Genomic DNA, 19,604 nt, shown 5'->3' on the forward strand with positions numbered 1-19,604 from the left:
AAGGTCCGCCCATCCACCGCTGGAGCGGCCCTCGCACGCTACCGCGAGGGCTGTGGCAACCCAGCGGGGGATGTCCGGTACTGCCCTTGCTCCCAGTCACCGGACCACCTACGACCACCTCTCCTGGCGCGCCTTCCGGGACGGGCCGTGGTTCGGGGCGGTACCCACGTTGACCGCAGCGGCGACGGCCACGCAGACCATGCGTTTGGGTGCTCTCGTCACTTCAGTCAAGTCGTGTTCACCTATCGCAGACTGACCTGCGAAAACGCGGCAAGAGTGCACGAAGGACCGGCGTGGGCGCTCAGACCGGCTCGACGGCGATGCGAGGGCGGCACAGACGGCGCAGGTCATCCGTGTCGCTCGTGATGACAGTGACGTCGCCGTGCTCCGCGTGAGCCGTAGCCGCGAGCATCGCATCGATGGCGTATCTGTGGCCGTGCAGGCTTTCCGCGGCGAGCAGTCTGCTTGCCGCACGTGCGATCTCCTCCGAGACGGGGCGCACCTTGGCCAGGGAAACGGCATGGTCGAACGCTGCCTGCGGCACCTTCGGGTCGCGTGCTTCCACCAGCGTGGCGGCGCTCGTCACGACGAGCAGGTCCAGTCTGCGGGCGACGTCCAGCCATACGGTCATGTCGCGGTGCCGGCGGGAGAGCTTGGTGAGGGCCTCGCTGTCGAGAACGAGAGTCCCGCTCATGCGGCGTCCGCTGGAGCGGACTCACCGCGGTGGGCAGCGTGGTGGGCACGGATGCGCTCGGCCTTGTCCGACGCCTCGGCAGGGTCGACAGGGCCGTGCTCCGCTTCCGCGGTGGCAATGTACTCGTCGATGGCTTCGCGTTGGAGCTGCCGCTGTACGGCCTCCTCGATATAAGAGGAGACGCCTTGCTTGCCGGCGCGTGCGCGGATCGCCTCCAGGGTCTCGGCGCGCAGGGAGACGCTGGTGACTCGGGTCTTGCCGGGGCGGGGCGTATCCATAGGGGAAGTGTAGTACATGACCTGTTAACTCGCTGGCGTTCCGCAATGCCTACCGGCGGCCGGCGACGAGCGTGCTGAGGCGGTCGCCAATGGCGGAGACGCCCGGACGGGGCTCGTTCTCGTAGTTCTCGTAGTACCAGGGCTTGCGTCGGCACAGCAGCGCCTCGCCGTGCTCGGTCCAGGTGAATCCGGGCTTCCGCAACAGCCTCCGGAACACCGCGTCGACTGTCTTCGGGTGGGCAGCGGCCAGTCGGCGGATCGGCAGTAGCGCGATCGACTCCTCACGCAGGTACGTGCGCAGCAGATCCTGGTGCCGTCCGCACCGGCGGAAAGCCCGCGTATCGTCGGGTCATGCGTCTGAGCACGGTGATCCTCCCCATCCACCCGTGGGGCAAAGCACAGAAGACCTGGCGGCGGGCCGAAGACCTCGGATTCCACGCCGCGTACACGTACGACCACCTCTCGTGGCGGTCCTTCCGGGACGGACCGTGGTTCGGTGCCGTCCCCACGCTCACGGCCGCAGCGACCGTAACGCAGAGTATCCGTTTGGGTACGCTGGTGACTTCAGTCAAGCCTCTTTCACCTATCGCGGCGTGACCTGGGCGAATTCGTTGTCTCCGACTCAGATACCGATGAGCCGGACGCGGTCAGCGCACAGCAGGGCCATGTCATCGTCCGTCTGGCAGCCGACCAGGGGGTGATGGGGACAGCGGTTCCCCGCCTGGACGACGCCGGGTCAGGGCGGACCAGTAGAACGGACCGGTCAGGTGTAACCGAGTTCCTCCAGGCGGACTCTGAGCCGTGTCGCAGCCGCCTCGCTCTGCCTCTCCAAATCCGCGATGGAAGTTTCGTACCGGTCACCCCATGAGCGGTAGACGTCGACCATTCCCTGTCGCTTTGCGGCAGCGAGCCTCTCCACACGAGAGCAAAGGTCGTCACCAAGGACCTCAAGCACTCGCTCGCGTGCCAGGCCCTCAGGGAGATACGAAGGTCGGCCGTCGGCCACCGCCCACCGGGCGATCACCCCGGGAAAGCTCCGGAGGTCCAGGCTTCTGAGGTCGTCCTGCCGGACGGCCCACCATGCCGCGAACGCACCGGTCAACTGGTACCGGTCCAGGATCCCGGCCGGCAGGAGCTCCTCACGGAAAGAGGCCATGAGCCGGGAACGCGATGTCAACAAATTTCCGGTGCCCACGAGTTCGGCAATGCGTGATTCCGTTGCACGCCACCAGGAGCGGCAGTGGTCGACGAAGTCCCCCTCTCGGGCAGCGGCCAGGTCCGAGATACGCGCTGCCGTCGCCTCGCACCCGCGGGCAGGGAAATCGAAGTAGCCGGAATCCTTCGTCGTGAACAGGTCGGTGAGGCCGATACCGAAGACCTGGAACCTCTCCATCCCCGCGACGACCTCACTTCTCGGTACCCCACCGAACAGCGCGGCACGGACGTCCAGCGATGGCTCGGCGGGTGGACCCGGGTCGACATAACGCCGGATGTTGAGGTTGAAGTCGTTGGCCTCGATCTCGTCCAGAGAGACCACTCGCGAGAAGCCGGGGATGTCCGCCCACTCGTGGAAGGCGCCCACGATCTTTTCCACGTTCTGCGGCTCCAAGCGGTTCTGCGACCGCCCCGTGACCACTTCGCGCTCCGCGTTGACGAACAGTACCTGGCCGCGCTGATCCGCCGATGTTCCGGCCGTGCCCCGCAGGACCAGGATGCAGGCCGGGATGGCCGTGCCGTAGAAGACGTTCGGTCCGATACCGATCACCGCTTCGAGTCGGCCGTCTTCGACGATTCCCCGGCGGATCTGCTCCTCCGCCCCACCCCGGAACAGCACACCGTGCGGGGTGACGACCGCTCCGATCCCGTCCGGAAGGAGTGTGGCCAGCACGTGCTGGACGTTCATCAGATCGGCCTTCTTACCCTGCCCGGGTGTCCAGCCGTACTTCATCCGCTCCGAATGCCTCATCTCCTTCTCGGAGTAGTTCATCGAGAAGGGAGGATTGGTCAGTACGCGGTCGAAGCGCCTGAGGTGCCCGTCCTCCAGTGAGTGAAGTGGATCGGTCAGTGTGTCCCCGCAGAGCACGGAACTGTCCGTGAGGCCGTGCAGCAGAAGGTTCAGCCGAGCAGTGGAGCACGTCGCGGCGTTCATCTCCTGCCCGAAGAGGGCGAGGTCCGCGCCCTCCCCGCCCTGCTCGTCGACGTACTGCCCGGCTTGGACGAGCATGCCTCCTGAGCCGGCAAACGGATCGTAGACCGACTGTCCTGCCAGCGGGCGGACCAGGCGCACCATCAGGCTGACCACAGAACGGGGCGTGAAGAACTCTCCGCCCCGTTTCCCGGAACTGTCGGCGAACGCGCCCAGGAGGTGGTCGTACGCGCGGCCGACCACGTCGCCGAACTCCAGGTCGCCGTCGTTCAGCGGAATACGGTCGAAGTGAGCGACCAGCGCCTTCAATTCGCCGCGGCTCAGTCTTACGTCGAAGTCGACAGCCTCGAACACGCCCTTAAGGACTTCCGGGTTGCTCTGCTCAAGTGCCCACAGAGCCTCGTTGAGTACCCGCCCCGGCGCCTTGCCCTCGTAGTCGACGATCTGGGACCAACGCGCACGGTCAGGCACCCGCAGGATGCCCGGCTGATCCGAGACCCGCTTGAGAAGCAGCATCGCGGAGATGACCTCACGGTACTGCGACGCGTCCATCCTGCCGCGCAGGATGTCACCAGCGTCGAAGAGGGCCCGTTCCAATTGGTCGAGGTTCAACAGACTCACGTGCGCCTCACTCCCTGGATCAGCTCTCCGAAGATGGCCGGCCGTAGTGCCTCCAGGCGATCAGCCATCTGCCGCTGGATCCTGATCCGTGCGTCGACATCCGCCAGCGCTTCGACGACAGCGTGCTGCCGGTCCAAGGGCGGCACGGTGACCGGCAACTCGTTCAGCATCGCCGAGTTGAGCGAAGGCACCGTACCCGGGATGGACTGGCCCAGCATGTACCGTTGCACGGGCGGATACGACAGATACGACACGAGGTACTCCGGCAGGACACGGTCCCGCTGGGGCCTGATGCGCAGACAGGACGAACCATAGAACCAGGTGGCGTGTTCCGCCCCGACCAGCGCCAGCCGGCCGAGCGTCCCCTGCCGCACGACGAGGATGTCGCCCTCCCGCAGCGAGAACCGGGAGAGGCGTTTCGCTCCGTCCCACGGAACCCGCCGTAGCCGCCGGGTGTCCACTTTGTGGTCGTCGGTGAGATCCGGCGGCGAGATCACCGGCACTCCGTCGGGGCCTTCATGGAGGTTGTCCAGCAAGGACCCGGACGGCCCTGCCTTCACCTCGCACAGGGTCCCGAGCGGGATCTCATGGTCCCGGCTCATGGATACGTCGTCTCCTTTCACAGCTCCTCTGTCCTCTTCCCGGCACCCCGATCTGCCGTGGCCCCGCGCGTGGGTGGTGGGGTGCCGGTGCGGGTGCGCACCCGCACCGGCACCCCACCACCCACGGTCAGGCGACCCGCGTCCAGTACCGCACGGCGCCGCGCACCAGTTCCTCCATGGCAGCGGCCAGCAGGGCCATGACGACCACGGTCAGCGCCGCCGTACCGTGCCCCAGGGCGAAGGCGCCGAACACAACCAGGACGATGATCAGCACAAGCGGCCCCCCGGCCTTGATGGCCCGAGGCGGGAGGGACCATGCATGATGGGTAATGGGAATCCTCACGAGGATGTCCTTTCTGTCTTCGCACTCTGTGCGGGGATGGTCGAACCGCGCCACCCTGCCGGGCGTCCAAACCATGCAGGGTGGCGCGGCGGTTCGTGTACGGCACCACACACCGAGTCCGGGCCACGCCCGATCCTCGGTGACACTGAAGACACTACATCTCGAAGCTAGCTTCGCAAAAGGTCGCGCGCTCCAACTGCCCCGCCGAGGGCAGCGAGTTGGCCCCGCCGCATCCCTTTGCCGCGTCACCGCATCCGCCGGAACGTCTCAGACCGTCTCGCCTATCGTCGAGGTATGCGTCTGAGCACTGTGATCCTGCCGATCCACCGATGGAACAACGGACGGAGGCTGTGGCAGCACGCCGAACAACTCGGCTTCCACACCGCGTACACCTACGACCATCTGTCCTGGCGGAGCTTCCGCGACGGGCCGTGGTTCGGCGCGATCCCGACGCTGACGGCGGCAGCGGCGGTAACGCAGCGTATGCGTTTGGGCACCCTCGTCACCTCAGTCAAGCCTCTTTGACCCACCAGGTTGCATTGGCTTCGCATCGGGGTTCGACTCTTGCCCTCGGTCAACACACCACTCGGAGTGCTCCCCCACTCGACCGCGCTGGCAGGGCGTGGATCCCGGTTTGTCAAATTCGGAGACGCTGGATGACCGTGCGCTGTAGCTTCACCGCGTGCGAGCCGAATCGAGCTCGCGCAGCGGGAGGGGATGTTCGGCGTGCGAGTTGTGTCAGTCATCAATTATAAGGGTGGGGTCGGAAAGACCACCCTTACTGCAAATATTGGAGCAGAGCTTGCATTTCGAGGGAAGAAAGTTCTGCTCATCGACCTCGACCCGCAGGCGAGTCTGACATTTTCGCTTGTTCGACCCGAGTACTGGCAACAGAATCTTGAAGCCGAGAAGACGATCAAGAGATGGTACGAGTCGTTCGACTCCAGTTCCCCTCTGAGTCTATCGTCACTTGTGACGCGAGCTCCGCGAATTCGAGACTTCGGGAACGGCGGAATCTTGCGATTCATTCCGTCGCATCTTGGGCTGATCAACGTCGATCTGGAACTGGCCACAGAACTCGGTGGAGCCTCCCTCAAGCAATCCAAAATCAACTACCTCCGTGTCCATCGACGTCTTGCTGAAGGACTCAAAGAGGATGTGTTTAGCGATTTCGATGTAATCCTAATCGACTGCCCGCCAAACTTTAATATCGTAACAAAGAATGCAATCGTTGCAAGTGACAGCGTCCTCATCCCAGCCAAAGCCGACTATCTTTCGACACTCGGAATCGACTATCTCCAGCGAAGTCTGCGCGAACTCGTGGGGGATTACAATGAATATGCTCAACTCGAGCCTGGAGACGGAAATGCGCGGGTGATCAATCCGCAGGTACTTGGCGTAGTTTTCACGATGATGCAATTTTATGGCGGTCAGCCAATTTCCGCTCTGCGTCCGTATATGCGCCAGACCGCATCGCTCGGAGTGCCCGTGTTCGACAGCCTTATGCGGGAGGCGAAGACCCTCTCTGTCAGCCTTGGGTGAGACGTCTCGCTTCGGCGGGTTAGCCTGAGAGGGCACTGACAGGAGAACTATCCCCTCATGACCAGTACCAATCCCACGGGATCCGACCCGGCCCCCAGGCCGAAGCGCCGTTCGTTCAGTCCGGAGTACAAGCTGCGGATCGTCGCCGAGTACGACGCCGCGCCCAGGAACGAGAAGGGCGCGGTCCTGCGCCGCGAGCGCCTGTACCACTCGCACGTCACCGAGTGGCGGGCCGCGCGGGATGCCGGGGCCCTGGAAAAGCTGGTCGACAAGCGCACCAGCCCGGCGAGGCCGAAGAAGCCGGCCGCCGAGACGGAGAACGAGAAACTGCGCCGCCAGGTGGAACGGCTGGAGAAGGAACTGGCCCGGAACAAGGCCGCACTGGAAGTCATGGGAAAAGCTTCCGCGCTCTTGGAAATGATCTCCGAGAGCGCGGACTGAATCCTGCCGCCGGCCCTGTCGTGGCCGAGGCGTTCACCGGCGTCGAGGCCCAGCTGGGCATCACGGCCGCCTGTCGGCTGACCGGTCGGTCCAGGGCCACCCATTACCGCCGGCTCCGGCCCCCGCCACCACGCGAAGAACGTGCCCCGCAGGTGCAGCCGTCGGCCCTGTCGGACGAAGAGCGTGCCGTGGTGCTGGAGTTGATGAACGGCGAGGAGTACGCCGAGCTTGCGCCCGCGCAGATCTGGGCCCGCGAGCTGGACGCGGGGCGCTATCACTGCTCGGTCTCGACGATGTACCGGATCCTGCGCGAACAGGGGCAGAGCGGCGAGCGCCGACGGCAGGCCACCCATCCCGCCAGGACGGTGCCCGAGCTGGTCGCCACCGGGCCCTCGCAGGTGTTCACCTGGGACATCACCAAGGCGGCCGGACCGGTCAAGGGCGTCTGGTATCACGCCTACGTGATCATCGACATCTTCAGCCGGTACATCGTCGGCCACACCGTCGAAGCGGCCGAATCAGCGACACGGGCCGAGGAACTGATCCGCGAGACCATCACCCGCAACGGCATCGTGCCCGAGACGGTGCACGCGGACCGCGGCACCTCGATGACCAGCAAGAAGGTCTCCCAGCTGCTGATCGACCTGGGGGTGACGCGGTCGCACTCGCGGCCGAAGGTCTCCAACGACAATCCTTACAGCGAGGCCCACTTCAAGACCACGAAGTACATGTCCGACTATCCCGAACGGTTCGATTCGCTGGCCCACGCCCGCGAGTGGTTCGACGCCTTCATCGCGTACTACAACCACGAGCACCGGCATTCCGGCATCGGCTGGCACACCCCCGCATCCGTCCACTTCGGGACCGCCGAGGAAGTCCGCGACCAGCGCGCGGTCACTCTCGCCGAGGCTTACGCCCGCCACCCCGAACGCTTCGGCCGCCGCCCCCGACCACCCCAGATACCCCAAACGGCCTGGATCAACGACCCGGCCAAGCGCCGCGAACCCGCACCACAAACCCCATAGCGATACGACCGTCTCACTGGACTTGAAATCTTCCGAGACGCTGTTCGCCAGCTCCCCTGGCAGTGGGCAGCCCCTAGTTCTGAGGGCCGGAAAGACTGCGACCGAGAAGCAGTTGATCAGGGAACTCGAAGGCCTGGTTTCGGAATTCATGCTCAAGCTTGGGGTGTAAAATTATGGACACGTCTGCAGGACAGTCGAGTATGGTGCTCGAACAGGTGGGGATTTTCCTGCAATCTCTATCACCTGAACAGATCGAAGATCTAGCGGCTGGGCGGTATCGAATTTCCCTGGTCAGAACGCAGGCGCCACGAGAAGCCAAAGCTCGCCGGAGCGGCCCGAGCGTCGATCTCGAGCAGCTGCGAATTGACCTTTCCGGTGTGGAATCCCGGGAAGCCGGAGAGGATTATCTTAAAAATAAAAAGCTGAGTCGCGCCGATCTGCAGGCTCTTGCCCGCGTGCTGGATATTCCAGTGCGGAAGGGTGACAACATGGATGCGATCAGAGAGAGTGTTGTCGAGGCTACGATCGGGTACCGATTGAGGTCTGATGCAATTCGCGGAAACACCCCGCCCGAAGGTGAGGTTAAGTAGTAGATTTACCAGCCGTAAATTTGCAGACTCCAATCTGGACGCTTCTACTGCGGTCCGTATCCGGTTGGCGGTGCTCGCGCGATGTGACGCGGTCCGCAACCTTCGTATTCATCACCTCTTACTCGCTCTGACTGCTCGATGAAGGCATGCCGTGCTGGTCCGGCGCTCCCGTCTCGGCACGAGTTGGTTACTCGGCGCCCGATCTTGAAATCCATCGGGCCACACCTTCGAAGGCATTTAGTGCCCGCTTGTCATACAGCCCGAAAAGGTCCTGGCAGTCACGGCCGAGGCGGTTGTACAGGGCTGCAGCCCCCCGGGTATCGCCCGACTGGCCAGTGAGTTCGGCATGCTCTATGCGCGTTTCGATCACTTCCTCGCCATACGGCCCGAACCGGAGTTCCAGTTCGAAGATGCGGCGGTCCAATTCCTGAATACGCTCCGAGTGGCCGACATTACTGTCCACGGCGTCCAGCAGGTGAGTCCGCCCCATGGCAATGGCGACGTCCTCAGTTCCCAAGGAGTGCTGGACTTCACTCATCACTACGGCAACCGCTTCGGCGCTGCGCGGACGATCTGCCGGATTCTTGGCCAGGAGAATTCGGACGATGAAGTCAAGCTGATCGGGCACGCCTGGTCGGTGGGCACTGGGCGGTGCCGGCAAGTTGTCTTGGTGCATTCTGCCCACGGTCATGGGGTCGTCCTGCGGGCTGCCGAAGGGCGGGCGGCCCGTCAGCATCTCGTAGAGCACACAGCCCACGGAGTACAGGTCACTGTGCACGCTGCCCGGGCTACCAGCCCACCTCTCGGGTGCCTTGTATAGAGCGGTGCCCACGCCTGTGTGGGACTGGGTGACATCCGCGAAGGACGCGAGCCCGAAGTCCACGATCTTCACCACGCCCTCGTTTGTGATCATGATGTTGTCGGGCTTGATGTCATGGTGGAGCACCTTGCGCGAGTGCGCGGCGTCCAGGCCCTCGCAGATCTCCCGTGCCCAACGGACGGTTCGCTCGGTCGTGAGGGTTGGCCCTTCCTTCAAATGGCTAGCGAGTGATCTGCCCTGGATGTACTCCATGACGATGTAGAGCTCGCCGTCGTGCTCGCCCGTGTCGTAGATCTGTGCGACGTGAGCATGGCTGACTCGCGCCATAGCAACGCTCTCCCGCCCGAACCTCTTCACCGTCCAATCGGTGAACTCTGTGGCGGCTCCCTGCTGGCGGAGACGTCGTCGTGCGAGGAACTTGAGAGCCACGGTGCGGCCAAGCTTCGTGTCCTCGGCTGGCCAGACGTCACCCATAGCACCGCTGACCGCACGGTCCTTAACTTTGAAACGGCCGCCGATCAGCTTGGAGGTGTCCATCTGGTTCCCTTCCCGCTCCCTGGCCGGAGACTCACGCCAGGCGATCAGTCCCGCTTGTGTCCCTCTCCCCACCGAGTGAGGAGATCCAGCTGCTCCACCGCATCGCGCCAATCCTCGAGAAGGACCTCGCATTGGCGGAGCGCCTTGTCCATCGTGGCGACAGCCTCGTGTCGCAATTGGTCTCCGTGATCGCGTACGCGCCTTCTGCGGAACGGGACGCTTCCGAACTCCCAGACCGCCCCAGTGAAGAGTCCGATCGTGAGCAGCGCGAAGAACCAACGTGCTGCGCCATCGACGAACGGCACCACCAGCGCCAGCGTGAACGCACCGACTACCAAGGCGCCGATCACGCGTGGCCATCTGCGCGCGACAGCGTCCGATCGAACCTGAGTCTGTCGCTCGATATGCGTGTCGAGTTCATCGACAACCCTGCCTGACTGCACCATCATCTGCGGGTCCGTCGGGACGGAGCAGTCCCAGCCCGCGACGCTCAACGTGATGTGACGCGGGAGGCGATTGCGGGAGGCAGTGACGAGCCGTTGCGCAGCCTCCTCCAAATCCGGCCAAATGGCCCGCAAAGCCATGCGGCGAGCCGGTTGGCTGAGCCGTACTTCGTCTGGCTCGAAGATGGCCTGATCGAGGAGTTCCATGAGTGCGATCGGGGCGCCGTCGGGGGACACTGACGATTCATGGGCCCTGTCAGCCGCCTCAAGGTCTCCGCCGTGTTCGATGACCCGCTCAAGTCGCCGCATCCTCTCGCGCATGTCTGCTTCATCCGGCTCGAGTTGATCGATGAGACGTTCGAGGGCGCTCTCCACATGGCCGCCATTACCGACCGGCGTATCGGCTCCGTCGAACCCATCAGGGAACATGTGCTCAAGGTGGGTCAAGGTCCTGTCGGGCACCGTCGATAGTTCCCAAGCACCCCGGAGCACCTCCCATTGGTCTCCGCATGTCTTGCGTAGATCTGCATACCGGTTCTCGGTAAGGCGACCGCGGAGGTTCAATAGCCGGGACCCCAGCTGGGTGCTACCGAGTATGCCGACCGATGCAGGTGCACTGGTTGAAAGGGGCGAGACCCCTCGGTTCCATCGCGCCATGGCCTGCCGGGTGTAGCCGAGTGCCTTCTCGCCCAGTTCCTTGCCGGCGATCGCGTCCAGGACGACCAAGAAGTCTTGCCCCAGTTCATCAGGATCGAGCGACTGGAGGTAGAGGTCCATCCACGCAGCGGCTTCGGTTTCGTCTCCGAGGCGAGAACACGTAAATGAGAAGAAGAGGTTGGCCTTCGCGGCGTCCAACGCGCAAGCATGCGCCCGCGCGCGCTCACCCTGCTCCTCCTCATCGCGGAACTTAGCTGCAACTGCCATAGTGGCGGGCGCTAGCCAGTACGTTGGCTCAAGGAGCAGCCGCTCCTCGGAGCATGCCCGCACAGTGGCTGTGTTCACCACGTTTCTGTAGACGGCCTGTGCGGTGAGAGTGTGCACCAGGCCGCGGGCCAGGGCACGGGTCTTTTTGCGCTGTGCGAAGCTTGCATGCCACTCGGTAGTCAGCCGAGAGAGCTCTGCCTGGGCTTTGGAGACTTCCCGGTCACGTCCGTACTGTTCGATAAAGGTGTCGAGGGTGTGGCGCGTGTCGGTGACCGCGCTCTCCAGCCCTGCGATCTCCTGTCGCACATTGCCGACCTCACCGCTAAGCCTCACGACGTCCGCCTCCACGCCTTGCAGCCCCTCCCTGAAGCCGGACAGCTTCACCTCGTGACGCCCTTGCCCCTCCTCTATGCCTTGGATCCGTTCGCCGAGTCGCTGAAGTGCCGTGTCCAGGCCAAGCTCGTCGTCCATGACATCCCCCCGGCCATCACCAACTGCGTTGTGTGCCTGGTCATTGTCGACTCGATTGAGCTGCTGGTCGGCCAACTGGCTTAAATTGGTTGGTAAATGAGTCGTTTCGGTCACTGTCGGGGCGGGATGGCAGTATGGCGTTTCACATGAACAGACCGACCGAACGGGAGCGCACCGTGCGCGAGATCGTCTATCTGTCGGAAAGCAAACTGCGGCAGTTCGTACCTGAGCCACGGCGTGTCCCGCGGACGGGTGCTCTCCGCGTGACCACGCCGTTGGGAGGCATCGACATGGACGCGCCGGTGCCCAACGTGGAACAAGGGCAGCTGCGGCACCTTCGCGATGTTTCCAAGCACGTTGAGCTTATGGCGGACTGGTACACACAGCCTGACCTGCGGCCCGGCCAGTGGGTGCAGTTCGAAGCACCACTTCGTTGCGTGACGCTCGGTGGCGCTCACCAAGACCTCGTACTGTTCGTGGACCCTTCAAGCCGAGGGAGAACAGGCTCAGTGACGGACGGGGACTGCCGTCTGCTCATGCATGGGTCGGCCCGTCATCTCAAGGGCTGGGCCCCGGTGTCAATAGACGGTCCCGCGCTAGAAGTGGAGAACTCGGCCTCCAGCCTGGGAACTGCATTCGTCACCAGGGCCGGACAGGTAGTGGAGACGCTCACCAGGCACCGCGACCCGCTGCTACTGGAGCAGAGTCCATCCCCGGAAGCGGCGCGCCTGCACCGCCGGGGCGTGCAGGAGCTGCTAGATGCGTTGGACGATGAGGACGGCAGCATCGATATGTCCGCAATGATGACTGGATACGCGCGTGTTACGGGAATTCTTTCGGGTGCCGGTGCCACCTCTCGGTGCGTAGTGGCTAGCCCCCTCGTTGTGGAGTACGCGGCAGCCGACTCTTTGAGGGATTCCATGTGATTGCACAGCGACTTCGCGTGCCAGGACGCTAAACCCACGGTGCCAGCGAAGTGCCTGCTGGGCCCTAACTCCCGGTAACGCGGCAATTAGCCGAGTTGCTTGCCACCTTCGGTGGCAATCTGCTCGAAGACTGCCTGGCCAGCGGCAAAGTCCGAGTCAGGAATCGGCCAGTGGATCACGATTTCGGTGAAGCCGAGCTCACGGTGGCGGCCGGCGAAATCAACGAATGCGTCTACGGACTCCAGCGGACGGTTCCGGTCGGGCGTGAAGCCGTGGAGCAGGATCTTGTCGAGTTCGGGCGCGTCGCGGTCGATCTCCTCACATGCCTTGCCGAGTTTCTCAATCTGGCCGCGAAGGGCTTCCACCGACTGCTCCGGGGTGCCCGTCTCGTACAGCTTCGGGTCGCCGGTCGTCACCCACGCCTGCCCGTGGCGGGCGGCCAGCTTCAGGCCGCGTGGGCCGGTCGCCGCCACCGCGAACGGCAGTCGAGGTCGCTGCAGGCAGCCGGGGAGGTTCCGGGCCTCCTCGGCCGTGTAGAAGTCCCCCTCCTGGGAGACCGCGTCCTCGGTGAGCAACCGGTCGAGCAGCGGCACGAACTCGGCGAACCGGTCCGCTCGCTCCCTCGGCGTCCATTGCTCCTGCCCCAGCGCCGTCGCGTCGAAGCCGTTGCCGCCGGCCCCAATGCCGAGGGTGATCCGCCCGCCGGAGACGTCGTCGAGCGAGATCAGCTCCTTGGCGAGCGTCACCGGGTGCCTGAAATTAGGCGACGTAACGAGGGTGCCCAAGCGCAGGCGGTCCGTGGCCGTGGCCGCGGCGGCGAGGGTGGGCAGAGCGCCGAACCACGGACCGTCGCGGAAGGTGCGCCAGGAGAGGTGGTCGTAGGTGTACGCCGCGTGGAAGCCGAGCTCTTCGGCGCGCTGCCACTTGGCACGGCCTCCCTCGTGCCAACGGTCGACGGGAAGGATCACGGTGCTCAGGCGCAGACTCATGCCACTGAGCCTATGCCGGACTCGGCCCTCGTCTCCTCCCGAGCGAAGACGAGCGGGGGCTGCAGGGGCTGCTCGACGTCGCACGTGGCGGCGAGATCGTCGGTCCCTTGGCGTCCGCTCATCGCGCGGCGGTGACCGACCAGCCGTAGCGGGAGAAGACGGGGCCACCGTTCCGATAGGCGGCCAGGGCTTGTGCAGAGGTCGGGAACGCAGGCTCGGGCAAGCGGTTGGCGGTGATCCACTGGGCCGCCAGGTGCTTGTCCGGTTCGGCGTTGGTCAGTTCTCCGGCCCATGTGTCGGTGGCGAAGACGAACAGGACGAAGTGACCGGCCTGGTCCCGGCCCTGTTCGATGTGGATGACGTGGACGAGTGCGAGATCCGCCGCGGCGACGAGCAGGCCGGTCTCCTCCGCGAGTTCGCGAGCGGCGGCCTCGTCGAGGGCTTCGCCCGGTTCGGCCTTGCCACCGGGAAGGGTCCAGGCCGGTTGCGGGGACCAGTCACGTGCGGCGTAGTGCACAGCGGCGATCGTGCCGGCGCGTTTGTCATGGACGATCACGCTGACCATGTTGCGGCTGTTCATCACGCTGGTGCTCGTCACAGTGCCCACTCCTTGCTGCCAGAAGATGTCGGTGGTCCGGCTGCGTGGTTCAGCCTGGGCCCGCCGCTCGGACGGGTGCTTCTCAGCACCCGAGCATGAGGCGGTCGGCGTTGAAGGGGGAGAAGACCAGGTCGGTCATGTGAGTCGGGGTTTCGGTGCATCGGACGGGCACTTGTGGCCGGCGCATGTCTTTGGGGTAGGTGGCCGGGTCGTAGTCGTTGGTGAGCTTGTACGCGTGAAAGCCATGTTCGCGGAGGGTGTTAATGATGCCGATAGTGCTCTCGCCCTGCTTGGTCAGGAGCCTGGGCGCGACTTCCACAACAAGTTCCGCGTCGTCCGGCAGGCGAGGGAGCGCGGGTAGCAGTCCACGGATGGCTGCTGCTTCGGCGCCTTCGACATCGATCTTGATGATGCGGGTAGTGGCTAGTTCGGCCTGGCTGACCAGGTCGGTCAGGGGCGCGGTGGGAGCTTCGAAGGCCGCGTGGACGGAGCGGGGCCGGACAGCGGTGGTGTGGCCGAGGTTGGCGGGGTCCTCCAGGTACAGGGTCAGCGTGCCGTGGCTGTCGGAGGCGGCGGAGCGAACGGCACGGATGTTGGTGCGGTGGTTGGCAGCGATCGCTGTGGTCAGGTCATCGTGGAACTGCGGAGACGGCTCGATGGCGACGACGCGGCCGTGGGGGCCGACGGCGCGGGACGCCAGGAAGCTGAAGGCGCCGCGGTGGGCTCCGACGTCGATAAAGGTGTCCCCGGGCTGGAGCCGGTCGCGCAAGAAGGCGCTCAGATTCGGCTCCCACTCGCCGAACAGGTATTGGTAGCGCTGGATGACGTCGCTGGTCGTGACGCCGACCTTGTCGCCGGATCGCAGCCGGATGGTAGTGCGGACGGGGCGGGTGCGCAGGTGTTCGTCGAGGAAGTGGTCGACGAGCCGTGCCTTGCCCACGGTTCCAGGGGCGTGGCGGACGTAAGCCCGCAGCGCGCGGGCGAGAGCGGAGGCGGACACGGGTGACTCCTTCGGTTGGCGGATGCAGGGAACAGGGGCCCGGGTCGGTCGGCGGTGACAGACTGGCCGGAGAACGCTTGGGGTGATGAGGGGAGCCGGCGGTGGCCGAAAGCACTCCGGTGGTGTTCCTGCTGGTGGGGCTCACCGGTTCGGGGAAGACCACCTATGCGCAGCGGAAGCTGGAGCCTCGGGGTGCTGTGCGGCTGTCAGTGGACGAGGTCGTCTACGAGCGGCACGGCCGGTACGGCGTCGACTACCCGGAGAACACCTACTTCGAGAAGGAGTCCCCGGTCGTCGCCGAGCTGCACCGGCGGCTTGCCGAGCTGGTGGCGGAGGGCCGGGACGTGGTGTGGGACCACGGGCTGTGGCCGCGCAAGGACCGCGACGCGATGAAGGAGCTGGTGGAGTCGGCCGGCGGGCAGTGGCGGCTGCTGTACTTCCCGGTGATGCGCGACGAACTGCTCCGTCGGCTGGTGGAACGTAACGAGCGGGCGGATGCCAACGCGCTGGTCGTCACGCCGGAGGCCCTGGACGACTTCTTCGCGCGCTTCGAAGTACCTCAGGACGAGGGCGAGGAGATCGTGGAGCCGGGCTGGTTCTGAGGCGCGTGCGGACGCCAGTTGGCGGCGATCCTGGCGGCTTCGGCGGCCCAGCCGTTCGGTAGGCGGTCGAGGATGACGTGGCGGAACCCGAGGCGGGGGTCGGAGACATCGATGCGGCCGTGGTGACGGTCGATGTGCAGCAGCAGGCGGGACGCCTCGCTGCGGACGGCCGGGGTGTGCTCGGACCACTCTCCGGAAGTGAACTGCTTGACCCGTCGCTGCAGGTCATCCAGGACGCCCGAGCGCCACTTGAAGTGATGCACGCACGCGAGCGTGTCCGGGGCCGGTTTGTGGCCCGGTGCCCGGTGGTTACCGGATGCCATCGTCACCGAGGAGTGGGCGAGGACGATCTTGCGTGGGTCGCCCTTGAGGAGCCGGTAGGTGAGGTGCCCGCCGAGCGGGAAGGCCCGGTCCAGTCCGGTTTCCGGGCGCCAGAAGGCCAGGCGGCCGTCGTTCGTGACACGGTCGAGCAACAGCCCGCCGATCACCTTCTGTCTGGTGGCCTCGGCCTGGGCGATCACGGTGGAGAGCGGGGCCGGGTAGGTCTGGAACTCGTCGGAGTCGGCGATCAGGTGCCATCCGGGCCCAGCCTGGTTGCGCAAGTCGTCGCGGAGCCGGGTGTTGGTGTGCTCGTGCCACGGCCCGGTACTGACTCGGGCCGGGATGACTCCGAGAGCGTGGCTGGCTGCGATGAGCTGGTGGCGCCAGGCGTCGGGGACGTGGTCGGGAAAGTGGAAGGCGAGGTGGAACCGCTCGATGCCGAGCCCGCGGTAGTGGGCGGTCCAGGCGGACAGCAGGGCCGGTTCGACCGGGCCGATCACCGCGACCAGGGCGGGAGAGATGGGCGTCGTCATCGGCACTCCTTGGCCAGGCGGGTATAGGCGTCGGTGAGGAAGGCGGCCTGGTCGGCTGCCGCGTGCATGTCCAGAGCTTCGGGCGCCGATGGCCCCGGGCGGACCGGTGGCTCGGCCGCGAGTTTGTCCAGCGCCTTGGCAAGTGCGTTCGGGTCACCGGCCGGGAAGAACTGGGCCCACGGCTCCCCTGTGAGCCGGGCGACCAGCTCGGGGTCGTGTGCGGAGACGATCAGCGGTACGGCGAGGCGGGCGGTATCCATGACCAGTCCCGATTCCTTGCCCACGCCGGGCTTCCGGGCGACGAGGGCCGCGTCAGCGGCGGCGTACACCAGTCGCAGGATCTGATCCGCGACCGGCCCGGGCACCGTGTGGAGGCGGACGTTCGGCAGCTGATGCCAGCGTGTGAGGGTGCTGTCGTCCAGTGGGGCGCCACACACCAGGACGTGCAGCGGCTCGGTAAGGCGGGCGAGGGCTGCGTCGATGGTGGCGATGTCCTTGTACGGCCACCAGCCCCCGACCACGCACACTGCCTTCGCGTCGGCGGGGATGGTGAAGACGGCACGGGCGTCCTCGCGCTCGGCGCCGGTCACCCGCCGGCCGTCGTCGACCGCGAACGCCCGCACCTCACCGCGGAGGCGTGGGAAGGCCGGCGCGGCCTGGTCGCGGACGGCCGTGGTCGGGTACAGCGCGATCACCCGCTTCTCACCTCTGCGAGCGATCCGGCCCAGCCATCGGATCGGAAGGTCCTCGGTGGTGACCACTTCATGGACGAACCGCAGGTGCGGGGTGCCGCCGAGCAAGGCCGCGGCACCGTGCAGGGCCTCACTCGCGGTGAGGATCACGACCGTCGCGGCCCCAGGGGCAAGGTGGCGCGCGGTGCGAAGACAGGCGGCTTCGGCCAGGCACCGGGCGAGAAGGGTGACCTGGTGCGGGAATCTGCGGACCGTCGGCGGCCAGCGCCGGGAGGCTAAGACCTGCCGGCCGGCGGCGGAGACCCGTGCTGACGCCCGCGCGGCGGCCAGAAGGATCTTTGCCGCAGGCCCGGCCGGACCGATGGTGACACGGGTGCTGGACCGCACCAGCGGGCCTAGGTCATCGCTCAGGCCGCCTGGGGCGATGACGAGGCTGTCCGGCCGCACGGAGGCGAGTGCCGCCAGCGTGCGCTGGTGGTGTCCGCCGCCTTGGTGCGCGTACGGCTCGATCAGCACCAGTGGCCCGGGGTCGGGGTTCATCCGGTGACCGCCTGCTCGCCGTACAACGTGGTGAAGTGCTGGTACAGCCAGGGCGGGTCGTTGAGCGCCTCGAAGTGCTGCGGGTTGCGCGCGGCGACCTTGGCGAAGTCGACTCCGTCGCGGGCGCCGGCTGCTGAGTAGGCGGCGAATTCGCCGTCGCGACTGGCCATCCAGGCGGCGATGCGTTCCTGGGCGGAGACGTCGGTCATGCCGTACTCGCTGCCACGCGCGAGCATCGCGCACTCGCGGAAGCCCGCCCTCCACGCGTGGAACGGGGTTTGGTTGAACCTCGTGACCCCGGCGGTCTGGCGACAGAACTCGACCCGGCCGGGCAGCGCGGCCAGGACGTCGACGGCCTTGCCCATTTCCCTCAACGCTGAGCGGCGGATCAGCTTGAGCCCGCCGTAGCCGTAGGTCAGGCCGTTGACCGGGTTGACCGCCTGCCAGACCCGCATTGCCACCCCGTCGGAAAGCGGTTCCACCGTGGCGGTGGGGAACTCGGGGTCGATGGCGAAGTCGCCGTCAGCAAGAAAGAACGTCTCGGTGTCGACCATCTCGGCGGTGAGCCGGTAAGCGCGTCGCATTCCGCGGACTCCGTGTAGGCGCTTGACGGTGCCGCCCAGCACCCGGGCGAGGCGGGTGTGCAGTGAGCTGGCCAGTGGCTCGTCGTAGGAGAGCTGGACCGCGTCGAAGCTGGTCACCGGATCGCCTCCAGGTAGCGGGCGGCCACCGTGGCCGGCGCGAGGTCGGTGGTGGAGGCGTGCGCTCGCTTGGCGTGCACGAGGTAGAACTCGGCATCCTTAGCTAGGCGTTCGACGATCTGGACGGCCTGGTCGTCGGTGTCGAACAGCAGCTCGTTGTCGATGTGCTCGGCCAGCCAGCCGGTGCGAGGTCCGATCACAGGCAGGCCCATCGCCTGGCAGTCGATCACCGACATGGACCAGGGGCAGCCGGGTCGGAAGGGCGCGATGCCGAAGTGGGGGCCGGCCAGCAGATTGCGGTAGCGGATGCGGTCGCCGCGGTCGGAGGCGATGGTGACGCCGTCCGTGGTCGCCAGCTCCTCCAAGTGTCGTTCGGGGCTGGGGTCGAGACGGATGCGCTCGGGACTGCGGGTGCCGAACAGGTCCATGACCGTGAGCCGCACCGGGGCGTCGGCGACGAGGCGGCGGGCGAGCTGGGTGAAGCGGGCGGTGCCGTAGTGCCTGTACAGGCGGTGGTTGTAGATGCCGGTGACCCTGCCTTCGGGCGGGGTGATGTCGGCCGGGTCGCGTACCAGCCGTACGTCCCTGGGGGCGGGGACGATGTGCAGCTTGTCGCCGAGGTCGACGCCGGTGCGGGCAGCGGCTGCGGCGGTCCAGGAGGCGGCTGTGGAGGAGTGGACCAGGATGCGGTCGCAAGCCGCGAGGCCGGCGGCGAAGGCCAGCAGCACACTGTGGCCGAGGCCCCGGTCGTTCAATGCCGGGTCCAGCTCCAAGTCGCCGGTGTCGGTGAAGGAGAACGGCAGGTAGTGGCAGTATCCGGCGATCCGCGCGTCCACCCCGGCTTCCAGGAGCGCTGCCCGGATAGCGGGGGCAGCCTCGATCTGGTTGGCCACGACCACCTCGGGCCGCTGGTCACGGATCAGGGTGACCAGAGCGTCCATCCCGGGGTCGAAGCGGGCCCGGTATTTGGTGGACGGGGAGATGGTGGGCGCGAAGTGCACACGGGCGTCGCCGGCCGGAACCGGAGAGGCCACGGTCACCTCGACCCCGGCGTCAGCCAGCGCCGGGGCGAGCATGTCGGCGAAGGTGAAGCCGGAGTCGGCGGTCAGCTGGCTGGAGTTGGAGACGTTGAGCAGATACAGCACGCGCATCGCTGGGACCTTCCTCGTTTGTGGGCCCGGGGGTCGACCTGGGCCGGTAGAGGAAGGAAACTGGCGACCGGGAC

Annotated in this window: 21 protein-coding genes and 3 pseudogenes; 9 read left to right on the top strand and 15 right to left on the bottom strand. The window is 66.0% G+C overall.

Annotated features, from left to right (window positions below):
• Positions 1-106: 106 nt before the first annotated feature.
• Positions 107-247: pseudogene (locus F0344_RS37055) on the top strand (LLM class flavin-dependent oxidoreductase); the annotation flags it as partial.
• 54 nt (positions 248-301) lie between these two features.
• On the opposite strand, the gene F0344_RS17320 reads toward F0344_RS37055, so the two are convergent.
• From F0344_RS17320 to F0344_RS35870, 3 genes are read right to left on the bottom strand one after another with little or no spacing between them, the layout of a single operon-like run.
• Positions 302-694, bottom strand: coding sequence for a DNA-binding protein (locus tag F0344_RS17320; RefSeq protein ID WP_185299648.1), 393 nt, complete (start codon positions 692-694; stop codon positions 302-304).
• The gene (locus tag F0344_RS17325) at positions 691-972 is read right to left on the bottom strand and encodes a hypothetical protein (RefSeq protein ID WP_258049980.1); all 282 of its coding nucleotides are present in this window, start codon (positions 970-972) and stop codon (positions 691-693) included. Before F0344_RS17325 ends, F0344_RS17320 begins: the two co-directional genes overlap by 4 nt.
• 49 nt (positions 973-1,021) lie before the next feature.
• On the bottom strand, positions 1,022-1,189 hold the full coding sequence (locus F0344_RS35870; protein WP_258049981.1) for a hypothetical protein: 168 nt from the start codon (positions 1,187-1,189) through the stop codon (positions 1,022-1,024).
• A gap of 134 nt (positions 1,190-1,323) precedes the next feature.
• Between F0344_RS35870 and F0344_RS17335 the strand changes: the two are divergent.
• Positions 1,324-1,560, top strand: a pseudogene (locus tag F0344_RS17335) (LLM class flavin-dependent oxidoreductase); the annotation flags it as partial.
• A gap of 175 nt (positions 1,561-1,735) precedes the next feature.
• Here F0344_RS17335 and F0344_RS17340 read toward each other — a convergent pair.
• From F0344_RS17340 to F0344_RS17350, 3 genes are all read right to left on the bottom strand, one after another.
• The gene (locus tag F0344_RS17340; RefSeq protein ID WP_185299650.1) at positions 1,736-3,739 is read right to left on the bottom strand and encodes a type I restriction-modification system subunit M; all 2,004 of its coding nucleotides are present in this window, start codon (positions 3,737-3,739) and stop codon (positions 1,736-1,738) included.
• Positions 3,736-4,341 carry a restriction endonuclease subunit S gene (locus F0344_RS17345; RefSeq protein ID WP_185299651.1) on the bottom strand — a complete coding sequence of 202 codons (606 nt, stop codon included), beginning with the start codon at positions 4,339-4,341 and terminating at the stop codon, positions 3,736-3,738. Before F0344_RS17345 ends, F0344_RS17340 begins: the two co-directional genes overlap by 4 nt.
• Positions 4,342-4,468: 127 nt before the next feature.
• Positions 4,469-4,684: a hypothetical protein gene (locus tag F0344_RS17350; protein ID WP_185299652.1), complete on the bottom strand. Its 216-nt coding sequence runs from the start codon at positions 4,682-4,684 to the stop codon at positions 4,469-4,471.
• Between the two features lie 252 nt (positions 4,685-4,936).
• Here F0344_RS17350 and F0344_RS17355 point away from each other — a divergent pair.
• The 5 genes and pseudogenes from F0344_RS17355 to F0344_RS17375 form a co-directional block, all read left to right on the top strand.
• Positions 4,937-5,194: pseudogene (locus F0344_RS17355) on the top strand (LLM class flavin-dependent oxidoreductase); the annotation flags it as partial.
• Positions 5,195-5,401: 207 nt separating this feature from the next.
• The gene (locus F0344_RS17360) at positions 5,402-6,226 is read left to right on the top strand and encodes a ParA family protein (RefSeq protein ID WP_219732140.1); all 825 of its coding nucleotides are present in this window, start codon (positions 5,402-5,404) and stop codon (positions 6,224-6,226) included.
• Between the two features lie 57 nt (positions 6,227-6,283).
• Positions 6,284-6,667: a transposase gene (locus tag F0344_RS17365; RefSeq protein ID WP_185297728.1), complete on the top strand. Its 384-nt coding sequence runs from the start codon at positions 6,284-6,286 to the stop codon at positions 6,665-6,667.
• 20 nt (positions 6,668-6,687) lie between these two features.
• Positions 6,688-7,692: an IS3 family transposase gene (locus tag F0344_RS17370; RefSeq protein WP_185299653.1), complete on the top strand. Its 1,005-nt coding sequence runs from the start codon at positions 6,688-6,690 to the stop codon at positions 7,690-7,692.
• 200 nt (positions 7,693-7,892) lie between these two features.
• Complete coding sequence (locus tag F0344_RS17375) at positions 7,893-8,282, top strand: hypothetical protein (protein ID WP_185299654.1); 390 nt, start codon at positions 7,893-7,895, stop codon at positions 8,280-8,282.
• Between the two features lie 187 nt (positions 8,283-8,469).
• On the opposite strand, the gene F0344_RS17380 is transcribed toward F0344_RS17375, so the two are convergent.
• Together F0344_RS17380 and F0344_RS17385 are read right to left on the bottom strand one after the other, a co-directional pair.
• Positions 8,470-9,639 (bottom strand): serine/threonine-protein kinase, encoded by a 1,170-nt coding sequence (locus F0344_RS17380; protein ID WP_185299655.1) that lies wholly within the window; start codon positions 9,637-9,639, stop codon positions 8,470-8,472.
• Between the two features lie 44 nt (positions 9,640-9,683).
• A complete protein-coding gene (locus tag F0344_RS17385) occupies positions 9,684-11,477 on the bottom strand; it encodes a hypothetical protein (protein WP_185299656.1) in 1,794 nt (597 codons plus the stop codon).
• Positions 11,478-11,623: 146 nt separating this feature from the next.
• On the opposite strand from F0344_RS17385, the gene F0344_RS36845 reads away from it, so the two are divergent.
• Positions 11,624-12,403, top strand: a complete 780-nt coding sequence (locus tag F0344_RS36845; protein ID WP_374940098.1) for an SAVMC3_10250 family protein — start codon at positions 11,624-11,626, stop codon at positions 12,401-12,403.
• A gap of 86 nt (positions 12,404-12,489) precedes the next feature.
• On the opposite strand, the gene F0344_RS17390 is transcribed toward F0344_RS36845, so the two are convergent.
• The 3 genes from F0344_RS17390 to F0344_RS17400 all read right to left on the bottom strand — a co-directional run bounded on the left by F0344_RS17390 (position 12,490) and on the right by F0344_RS17400 (position 14,990).
• Complete coding sequence (locus F0344_RS17390; protein ID WP_185299657.1) at positions 12,490-13,392, bottom strand: LLM class flavin-dependent oxidoreductase; 903 nt, start codon at positions 13,390-13,392, stop codon at positions 12,490-12,492.
• Positions 13,393-13,510: 118 nt separating this feature from the next.
• The gene (locus F0344_RS17395; protein WP_258049983.1) at positions 13,511-13,990 is read right to left on the bottom strand and encodes an NUDIX domain-containing protein; all 480 of its coding nucleotides are present in this window, start codon (positions 13,988-13,990) and stop codon (positions 13,511-13,513) included.
• Positions 13,991-14,072: 82 nt separating this feature from the next.
• Positions 14,073-14,990: an FkbM family methyltransferase gene (locus tag F0344_RS17400; protein WP_185299658.1), complete on the bottom strand. Its 918-nt coding sequence runs from the start codon at positions 14,988-14,990 to the stop codon at positions 14,073-14,075.
• Between the two features lie 101 nt (positions 14,991-15,091).
• On the opposite strand from F0344_RS17400, the gene F0344_RS17405 reads away from it, so the two are divergent.
• Entirely contained in the window at positions 15,092-15,592 is a 501-nt protein-coding gene (locus F0344_RS17405) for an AAA family ATPase (protein ID WP_219732141.1), read from the top strand.
• Here F0344_RS17405 and F0344_RS17410 read toward each other — a convergent pair.
• The 4 genes from F0344_RS17410 to F0344_RS17425 are packed head-to-tail and all read right to left on the bottom strand — an operon-like array spanning position 15,550 to position 19,530.
• Positions 15,550-16,446: a glycosyltransferase family 2 protein gene (locus F0344_RS17410; RefSeq protein ID WP_185299659.1), complete on the bottom strand. Its 897-nt coding sequence runs from the start codon at positions 16,444-16,446 to the stop codon at positions 15,550-15,552. The genes F0344_RS17405 and F0344_RS17410 overlap by 43 nt on opposite strands.
• On the bottom strand, positions 16,443-17,678 hold the full coding sequence (locus tag F0344_RS17415; protein WP_185299660.1) for a hypothetical protein: 1,236 nt from the start codon (positions 17,676-17,678) through the stop codon (positions 16,443-16,445). The genes F0344_RS17410 and F0344_RS17415 overlap by 4 nt, the downstream gene beginning before the upstream one ends.
• A complete protein-coding gene (locus tag F0344_RS17420) occupies positions 17,675-18,379 on the bottom strand; it encodes a hypothetical protein (protein ID WP_185299661.1) in 705 nt (234 codons plus the stop codon). Before F0344_RS17420 ends, F0344_RS17415 begins: the two co-directional genes overlap by 4 nt.
• Positions 18,376-19,530 (bottom strand): glycosyltransferase, encoded by a 1,155-nt coding sequence (locus F0344_RS17425; protein WP_185299662.1) that lies wholly within the window; start codon positions 19,528-19,530, stop codon positions 18,376-18,378. The genes F0344_RS17420 and F0344_RS17425 overlap by 4 nt, the downstream gene beginning before the upstream one ends.
• Positions 19,531-19,604 lie beyond the last annotated feature (74 nt).

It is taken from the genome of Streptomyces finlayi, assembly GCF_014216315.1.
Taxonomy (GTDB): Bacteria; Actinomycetota; Actinomycetes; order Streptomycetales; family Streptomycetaceae; genus Streptomyces; species Streptomyces finlayi_A.